We start from the raw sequence: 8,722 nt of genomic DNA on the forward strand, positions 1-8,722 counted from the left end.
TACGCCACAAAACTCGCCTGTCCTTTTGTTGACAAATACTTCGTGATTGCCGCGGTCAGTGTTGTCTTACCATGATCCACGTGTCCGATTGTCCCTACGTTCACGTGTGGTTTCGTCCTCTCAAATTTTGCTTTGCTCATAATTTCCCTCCGGTCAAAGTTAAAAATTAAAATTCAAACATCAAAATGGCAATTCAAAATTATAAATTCTTAATTGTCATTTTGACTTTTGATCTTTGCATTTTACATTTTTTTAAACCATTCTGAAACTTGGCGCGAATGAAAAACATCTAATGTCAATTGCGTCAATAGATTGTTTAATATTTTTTCAAGTTTTTTCGGGTTCTTAGATATGCCCTTTTTCTGATTTTCTTCAACTCCAAAAGTGGATGAAAATTCCTCATGGGTATGGGGGGACGACAAATTCAACGTAAATTCGGCTTTTCCCTTGGCTTCTCCCTTGAAAAATCCTTTTTTGGAAGTTCCCGAGAATTCATCCAGACGGCCCCTAACCACGATATCCGCCAAATCTTCCTGTTTTACCTGAGCAAAACCACACTTGTTTAAACCTTTTTGGAGGGCTTCCTGAAAGAGCACGTTCATGGGACGGGAGGATTGGAGGGGCGTTTCATCATCTTTGATAAGGAGGATTCCTACCTCTTTCAAAGGTCTTGCATCTTCAACGGGTCCCATCCAGAATTTCAACGGTTTTTGACTCTTCCAGTCGCAGTGAAACTCAGAATCAAAATTGGACGCAATAAGATTGATGTTCAATGTTGTTGGAACATCCGATGCTGAAACGAGGGCACTGATAGTGATGCAACAAACCAAAAAACCAAATAACGCGAAATTCTTTTTCATTGTTTGCTCCTTGAAGAAAGCAATGGAACTGTTCCATAAAATTTTAAGCCGAGACGGGGAATCGAACCCCGGACCTCCTCATTACCATTGAGGTGCTCTGCCAACTGAGCTATCTCGGCAAAAATTTGCACCGGCAAATTTTCCCTCTATTTTCCAATCTCAAAATCAACCTTGTTTCAACTTACTTGTATAAGCCTTCAAGGGGCTTGAATGCACCGTAACGCACTTCACAGTTATGCCGTTGAATGGGATAGTCCACAAAGCGTGTCACACCCGCCGCATCCAGACAACTTGCGAGAGGATCTTTAAGGACAATTGTTTCGCCGGCATGAAGAAATTTATCGGGATCGCGCCCATTGTTGAGCGACATCCATTCCTGCCTTTCCATTTCCGACTTTTGCCACAGTTTCCAAAGGGTGCCTCCTTTTTGAACTGTGTATGAAACCAGAATAGGTTTCAGCACTCCCCTATCCGGCGGCTCACAACCTATGCATATATCCATAACATTCTCCTTTTAAAATCGTTCGCTACCACTCACACGCAAATTACCTGAGCGGGGGACGGGAATCGAACCCGCATATCGGACTTGGAAGGACCGCGTTCTACCACTGAACTACCCCCGCTTATTTTCAAACCATTTATCCAGCCAATTATCAAACGATGTAATTTGCGGCCGCCTTTGCCGCCAAGCCGTACATGGACTGTGCCATAAGGCAGACGCCCCTGTTTGAAACTGCGCTTATCACTGCGTTGATCAATCTGCACTTTGTAAAATTGGGACAAAGAAACTCCTGTTATCTTTTTCCAATACCGTTTTGCTCTTTCCGGATCTATATCAGGATAAATATGTATTCCAACGCGCAAATTTTCAGACTCGGCCGCACAACATTCTTTCAGCCATTTTACATAGAACCGGATAGTGTCCGGATCGGAATTGGTAAGGGAAACATCTTCAAATGCTTTGGCCCCTTCTGCCCAGTAAAGCGCTACCCTTGCCAACCAAAATTCTCGGTTGTTCATGGCGCCGACTTCTTCAGAGCCCTGCCTTCTCATCTCTTCAATTTCAATCGATTGTCTCATTTGCTTTGTTCTTGCCATTTTCATGCGACTCAATTTAACCCGTTGTGCCACCTCAGGATGAATCTTTTTTATTGGCACTTCACGCAACCAATAACTCAATGTACCTTTTGGAACATCAAGCACGTTTTGAATCATGCCATAGGAATACCCCTTCTATCTCAACAACACAGCCTTTTGAAAAACCGTTTTTTTTCTACTCTTAATCATTTCAACACCTGTGGAGAGGGATGGATTCGAACCATCGAAGGCGTGAGCCAACGGGTTTACAGCCCGTCCCCTTTGGCCGCTTGGGTACCTCTCCGAAAATCAGCTTTTTCGATTTTCCCTCTATTTTCCATTTTCTATTCTCTATTTTCGAAAATAGAAAATAGCATGAGAAAATAGAAGAAAAATTACCTGCGACAATTTTTGAGCCGGCGATGGGACTCGAACCCGCGACCTACTGATTACAAATCAGTTGAGCTTTTTGTAGGGGCTTAGCAAAGCCCCCTCCAATGGCAAAGCCATTGGAGCCTCCCCCTCTCGCCCACTTTGTGGGCTATCGAAATCTTTTTTCGGCTCCTGAGCCGGCGATGGGACTCGAACCCGCGACCTACTGATTACAAATCAGTTGCTCTACCAACTGAGCTACGCCGGCATTTATCCAATCATTTTTGAAATTTGGGTGGTTCTATGGATTATCTTCAAACCTGTCAAGGGCTTAACTGAGATTTAACCGGATAAAATTCTAGAAAAAGGAACCGATTGCGAAGTTGAAGACGGATTTTTGTTCTCCCGCTTTGCGGTTGATGGGGAAGCCCCATTCAAAACGCAGAGGGCCCATCGGAGAAACCCAGCGAATTCCAAAACCATAATCCATGCGCAATTTATCCAAAGGCATGGATTGATCTTCGGAATAGGCATTCCCCGCGTCAAAAAATGTAACGGCCCGGATGCCCGCAGGTTCATACAGAACATATTCGAGCTCTCCATTAATGATGGCCATTTTGTCACCGCCATAAACAAACGGAAGCCCGGCAACCGTTTCCGAGGGACCAATGGATTGCGGATAGAAACCCCGAAGGGAATTGGGTCCTCCCAGAAAATAACGTTCAACAAGCGGAACGACGAGAGTATTGAGGCTTTTAATATAAGCCGCGCGCGCGTAAGTCTTAAAAAGCAAATCCTTGAAAAGGGGTTTATAAAATTGGGCGCGGCCCGTAAGTCTTAAAAATTCATTTTGTGCTCCCAACTCCTTGTCGGAAACCTCCGCTTTGATGGAACCAAACATCCCTCTGTTGGCATAAACCCGGTTGTCTCTTGTGTCTCTATTGAGCGTCAGACTCACAAGAGAAGTCAAACCGCTGACATTATTCTGAAAGCGCGATGGCACATTGGTGGCAATATTGATTGCAGAAACTTCTTCGGCCTCATAACCCAGACTCATGGAGGCATAATCAAAGAAACGATGACCGATCGAAAAACTGCCTCCATAAGAATCACGGGTAAAGTTGTCATAATTGAAAAGTGTTTTGAAAGCGCTGAGCGCTACAATCCATTCCGTATCAAGAAAATAGGGATCCGACATGGAAAACAAAAATTGCCGACGCCGGCTGGAAAGTTCACCGGAAATTTCACCGTTCCAACCTCTTCCAAAAAAATTTTGTTTGGAAATCGAACCCGAAACAACGAAATTTTCCGTGGTGGAAAAACCGGCTCCCACACTAAAACTACCGGTCGGTTTTTCATCCACCACTACATTTAAACGCAAAGTGTCGTCTTTGCTTCCACGGGGAGTTGCAAAATTCACTTCCTTGAAAAAACCAAGGGCCATCAATCTTTCACGGCTCTGTTGCAGTTTTGTTTCATTGTAAATATCTCCTTCTTTGATCTGCAACTCACGGCGAATAACCTTGTCACGCGTGATGGTATTGCCGCTGATGTCGATACGCTCAACATAAATGCGATTTCCATTTTCAAGATGATAGGTGATGTCGGCTGTTTTATTCACCTCATCCGTTGTGGTGAGAGGCTGTACGTGCACAAACGCATAACCCTGATCCCCGTATATTTTGTTGATGGCCTGCATATCTTTTTCAATGAACTCACGGTTGTAAACCTGTCCCGGTTTGGTGAGCAAAGTGGCAAGCATTTCATCACGCGTTGTAAGAATATCGCCGCTGACATCCACTTTCCCGATATGGTAACGATTCCCTTCCTGAACGTGGAAGGTCACAAAAAAGTAGCGTCTGTCTTTGCTTAACGAAACCTGCGGCTCATCGATCTGCACTTTCAGATAACCATTTTTGAGATAATGAAAAGTGAGACGAAGAATATCCTGCTTTAATAATTCCTCTTTGTATTTTCCGGAGCCGGTCAAAAAGCTGAAAGCCGCTTTCTTGCGTGTTTGAACGACCGCGCGCAGTTCCTTGTCTGTGAAAACCGTGTTTCCCACAAAATTGACTTGTCGAATCAGGGCTGGATCGTGTTCATGAATTTCAAAAATCAGTTCATTCTCTCCCGCGGGCGTTGTTTTCAAATTATAATCAATACCCACAAGATAAAAGTTTTTCTTGGCATAAAGATCGCGGATGGCCTGAATGGAATCGGCCAGTTTTTTTTCATTCAACGATTGATAAAGGGGAACGGTGGTCGCCTCCCGCAACGCCGCAACTTTTATTTTTCGGTTTCCTTCGAAAGAAATTTTATTGATGACCGGTTTTTCGGTAACGATAAATGTCAAAATCCAGCCATGAGTTCCCCGCTCTTCATCCACTTGAACATCCTGAAAAAATCCGAGTTGATAGAGGCTTCGAATATCCGCATCGATTTGGGCTTGGTTGATAATCAGCCCCTGTTTGGATTGCATGCGGGAACGAATCGTACTTTCCACCACGCGAGTTGCGCCTTGAATGCGCACTTCCTGAATAAAATTCCCCCCCTCCGCCCCACGCACAGAAAAAGGAGGGCAAACAAAAACAAAAAAAGCAAAAATCAAAAATGCCTGTTTAAGAGCGCCTCTAAAAATCCCGTTTGTCATCCTGAACCCTTCGCAATCATTGTCATTCTGAGCGAAGCGAAGAATCTGCTCGTGCTCAGGGTAAACTCCGTGAAGGATCTACTTGAGGATTCTTCGCTTCGCTCAGAATGACAAATTGTTGTTTTCATAGGTTTTTAGATTAGCCCTTAAATTTTCTGAAGTTGACCATGTTTTAACTCAAAGATCTCATCGCAATTTTTAAGAAGCTCCTTATTATGCGTTACCAAAACCAGTGAACCTTCCGCCGCCTCTACACCATCTAATAAAAATTTCAAAACCTCATCTCCGGTCTTTTCATCCAGATTGCCGGTCGGTTCATCGGCAAGAATCACTTTTGGTTTCAAAACACAAGCTCTAGCCAATGCCACACGCTGTTGCTCTCCTCCGGAAAGCTCGGAGGGATGATGGGAAGCACGCGTCTTTAAACCAACTTGTTCCAAAGCAGGAGAGGCCCATTCGTGAGCCTCTTTTTTCGAAAATCCCGCAATCAAGGCCGGAAGAAAAACATTTTCCAAAGCCGTCAGTTCCGGCAAGAGATGATAAAATTGAAACACAAAACCAAAATAACGGTTGCGAAGCCTTGCCCTTTTATCTTCCGACAACTGGTAGAGATTATCTTTTTCAACAAAAATCTTACCCGTATCCGGAGAATCCAGCCCCCCTAAAATATGAAGCAAAGTCGATTTACCAACACCCGAGGCGCCCACAACGCCGATTCTGCGACGGGGTCCCATCTCAAAATTCACCCCCTCCAAAACCGCAATGGCTTTGTCCCCTTCACGGTAAGTCTTGTGGATGTTCTGAGCAACGAGCATAAAAGATTAAATATCAAAAATCAAAAACACAAATTAAAAATAAAAAATTTTTGATCTTTAATTTTTTCATTTCTTAGCCCGGTCCGTGCAGTCCTTCCCGTATCGGCACTGTCACCAAACGGGAGGCCGCGAGCCAAGAGATCTGCCATACTAGCAAGAGCCCGAAGATGGCAATGATGAAAACAGTTGATCCTTCCAATTGAACGGGAAGATTCCCGACAAAATAAATTTGAGGGTCTAGGGGAATCCATTGAAAATATTTGAGGCTCAGCACAAAAAGAATTCCCGCGAGAATTCCGAGCAAAACCCCCAACACACCGAGCACAAACCCCTGCCCCGCAAACAAATCACGCACCTGCTTTGACGCTAATCCCAAAGCTTGCAACATGGCAATGGCTTTCCTTTTGCGAAAAATCATAAGCAACACAATACCAATCAGGTTGAGTGCCGAAACAAAAACCATCAGCCCCATCAATATTTTGAAGGCCCATTTTTCCAGTTCAAGGGCCTGAAAAAGAGGACCGTTCAGTTCGATCCAATTTTGGATGGAGGCTTCCGGTCCCAATTTTTCTTCCAAAGCCGTGGCAACAAGAGGCGCCAACTCGGGGCGATTGATTTTCAATTCAAAACCAAAATAAGTGCGAGGAAGATGAAAAAGGTCCTGAAGTTGTGCCAAATCAATCAACGCAAATTGGGAATCGAATTCATAGAGACCCGATCGAAACGTGTCGGACACTTTAAGACGTTTCGTATTTTTCGCAGAAACCTCTTTGCCTTCAGGAATCAGCAATTTCACAGTTTGGTCCATGGTCCATGGTCCATGGTCCCTAGTCCATCCTAGCTTTTCCGCCAACGCTTCTCCCAAGACAACACCCCCACCGACCTTTGGCAAATCGATGCCTTTTAAAACCACTCCTTTAATAACCCCTTCGTGAATCAGCAAAGCTTCCCGATAAAGAAATGGCGACACTTGAAGCAACACCACATCTTTTAGATGCGCTTCATCCAGCGCTTTTCGAATTATTTCTTCGGTGTAAGGTTTTCCCTCGCCCGGATACAAAATGACGTGGGCGTTAAAATCGAGCAGGGCTTTTTTGTAATCGTGTTCAAAACCGGCCGTTACACTGAGTGTCACCACAAGAGTGGCAACGCTTAAAGTAATACCAATCAGTACCATTCCCCGCATGATGCGCACCGAACGCGGGAGCGAATGCCGCCACCAAAAATGCCGGGCTAGAAATATAAGCGTTTTATTCATAAGTCATTTTGACTTTTGATTTTTGATTTTTGCATTTTTCACTCTTCTCTCAACATGGGCAGAACATCCATCTGTGACGCCAAATGAACCGGGTAACAACTCACAAGCAGTGTTAGCAAAAAACCAACGGCCATAATCATTACACTCCAAAACAACTGCACCTGCACGGGGAGATAATCGAGATAGTAGGTCGACGGGAGCGGAATGGGAAATTTGTGCAAAACAAAACACGTTGCGACACCCAAGGTTCCTCCGATTAAAGCACCCAACCCACCCAGCAACCCTCCGATCATCAAAAATATTTTTCTAGATCCCGCAACAGAAAGTCCCACGGCCCGTAAAATCGCCAAATCCCGTTTCCGCGCATCCACAAACATCAGCATAAGTCCCACAATACTGAAGGAGGCAATCAGTCCGAATAAAACGAGCAAGAGAGTCATCGCCATGCGTTCCAGTTTTAGCGCGGAAAAGAGTCTTTTGTTTTGTTCGGCAAAACTGCTGACTTCGGCGTTGGGAGGAACGATGGCTTTTATTTTTTTCTCCACACTTAAAAGATCACCCAAATCTTTCAGACGAATTTGCAAACCGGTTTCTCCCTGATCTCCTAAAAGTTGGATGGCGTCTTCCAGCGGCACCAACACGCGCAGAGAATCCCAATTATAAAGTCCCGTGCGAAAAACATGGGTCACCTGAAATTTTTTCTGTTTGGGAACCCAATCACCCGTTGGACCAATCTCTCCAAACGGATAAATCAACGTCACGCTGTCTTCCAAATCGGGATGCACACCCAACGTTGACAAAACTTCTTCGCCACCCATCAACGGAGGTTCCCCCTGTGGGGGCTCTTCCCCTTTTGCAAGCAAGCGCCAATCGGGAATAACGGCGGGATAAATTTTGGCAACGCGCACAAAGGCGGGATCGATTTGAGATATTCCCTTCACTTTGGATGCCACTGATTCCACGCGCCCATCTCTTTCAAAATGGATGATGACTTCTCCGTCCGCGTAAGGAGCGACGTCTTCAATCTCACGCCACGTTTTCAAATTTTCGAGAAGTTTTTCGTACGTCTCCCCTTTCAGGGCCAATTTCGAAATGGTGAGATGACTGTTGAGACCGATCCAGCGCTGATTGAGTTCTCCCTGAAATCCGCGCATCACACTGAGCACCACAAGCAGAGACCAAACGCCAAGCGCGATACCACTCAGTGCGACAAAAGTAAGCAGAGGGACAAAACGTTGACGGCTGGAAAAAAGAAAACGCCAAGCTATCAGTTGGGAGAGAGGGTTCATGGGAAAATCAAAAATCAAAAATCAAAAATCAAAAACACATACTAAAAATTAAAAACCAAAAACACATATTAAAAATTAAAAACATATATCAAACATTAAAATTTTTTATATGTTTCTGCATTTGACTAAGGTTTTCATGTCATCCCCGCGAAGGCGGGGATCCAGACGTGCTTGAAACGACTGGATTCCTGCCTTCGCAAGAATGACAAACCTAACCTTAATCAAATGCAGAAGCATAATTTTTTATTTTTGGTTTGTGTTTTTGATTTTTGATCTTTAATTTTTAATTTATTCCTTCGTCTTCAGCTGGGGAAATAAAATCACATCCCGAATTGAAGGAGAGTTGGTTAGCAACATCACGAGACGATCAATGCCTATCCCCTCCCCGGCGGTTGGAGGCA

At 44.5% G+C, this 8,722-nt stretch carries 8 protein-coding genes and 4 tRNA genes; all 12 read right to left on the reverse strand.

The annotated features are described in order from the left end of the window. A partial coding sequence (gene tuf / locus HY877_02850) for an elongation factor Tu (GenBank protein ID MBI5299222.1) occupies positions 1-140 on the reverse strand: 140 nt, incomplete at its 3' end. Positions 141-242: 102 nt separating this feature from the next. Continuing rightward, positions 243-860 carry a hypothetical protein gene (locus HY877_02855; GenBank protein ID MBI5299223.1) on the reverse strand — a complete coding sequence of 206 codons (618 nt, stop codon included), beginning with the start codon at positions 858-860 and terminating at the stop codon, positions 243-245. A gap of 46 nt (positions 861-906) precedes the next feature. Continuing rightward, positions 907-979 (reverse strand) — tRNA-Thr (locus HY877_02860). A gap of 62 nt (positions 980-1,041) precedes the next feature. After that, complete coding sequence (locus HY877_02865) at positions 1,042-1,362, reverse strand: LysM peptidoglycan-binding domain-containing protein (GenBank protein MBI5299224.1); 321 nt, start codon at positions 1,360-1,362, stop codon at positions 1,042-1,044. A gap of 50 nt (positions 1,363-1,412) precedes the next feature. Next, positions 1,413-1,483: transfer RNA gene (locus HY877_02870), tRNA-Gly, on the reverse strand. Between the two features lie 675 nt (positions 1,484-2,158). After that, a tRNA-Tyr gene (locus HY877_02875) sits at positions 2,159-2,241 on the reverse strand. Between the two features lie 263 nt (positions 2,242-2,504). Further along, positions 2,505-2,577, reverse strand: a tRNA-Thr gene (locus HY877_02880). Between the two features lie 90 nt (positions 2,578-2,667). After that, positions 2,668-4,959: an outer membrane protein assembly factor BamA gene (bamA, locus tag HY877_02885; protein MBI5299225.1), complete on the reverse strand. Its 2,292-nt coding sequence runs from the start codon at positions 4,957-4,959 to the stop codon at positions 2,668-2,670. Between the two features lie 146 nt (positions 4,960-5,105). After that, positions 5,106-5,774: an ABC transporter ATP-binding protein gene (locus HY877_02890; GenBank protein MBI5299226.1), complete on the reverse strand. Its 669-nt coding sequence runs from the start codon at positions 5,772-5,774 to the stop codon at positions 5,106-5,108. A gap of 73 nt (positions 5,775-5,847) precedes the next feature. Next, a complete protein-coding gene (locus tag HY877_02895; protein ID MBI5299227.1) occupies positions 5,848-7,032 on the reverse strand; it encodes an FtsX-like permease family protein in 1,185 nt (394 codons plus the stop codon). A 38-nt stretch (positions 7,033-7,070) separates the two neighbouring features. Continuing rightward, positions 7,071-8,321: an ABC transporter permease gene (locus tag HY877_02900; GenBank protein MBI5299228.1), complete on the reverse strand. Its 1,251-nt coding sequence runs from the start codon at positions 8,319-8,321 to the stop codon at positions 7,071-7,073. Positions 8,322-8,609: 288 nt separating this feature from the next. Then, positions 8,610-8,722, reverse strand: a 113-nt coding sequence (locus tag HY877_02905; protein ID MBI5299229.1) for a hypothetical protein, incomplete at its 5' end; no start/stop codon positions are given.

Source organism: Deltaproteobacteria bacterium (assembly GCA_016213065.1).
Taxonomy (GTDB): Bacteria; UBA10199; UBA10199; order SPLOWO2-01-44-7; family SPLOWO2-01-44-7; genus JACRBV01.

Coding starts and splice junctions, on each gene's coding strand:
- bamA (MBI5299225.1), bottom strand. CDS start 4,959: ATGACAAACGGGATTTTTAGAGGCGCTCTTAAACAGGCATTTTTGATT.
- HY877_02855 (MBI5299223.1), bottom strand. CDS start 860: ATGAAAAAGAATTTCGCGTTATTTGGTTTTTTGGTTTGTTGCATCACT.
- HY877_02895 (MBI5299227.1), bottom strand. CDS start 7,032: ATGAATAAAACGCTTATATTTCTAGCCCGGCATTTTTGGTGGCGGCAT.
- HY877_02900 (MBI5299228.1), bottom strand. CDS start 8,321: ATGAACCCTCTCTCCCAACTGATAGCTTGGCGTTTTCTTTTTTCCAGC.
- HY877_02865 (MBI5299224.1), bottom strand. CDS start 1,362: ATGGATATATGCATAGGTTGTGAGCCGCCGGATAGGGGAGTGCTGAAA.
- HY877_02890 (MBI5299226.1), bottom strand. CDS start 5,774: ATGCTCGTTGCTCAGAACATCCACAAGACTTACCGTGAAGGGGACAAA.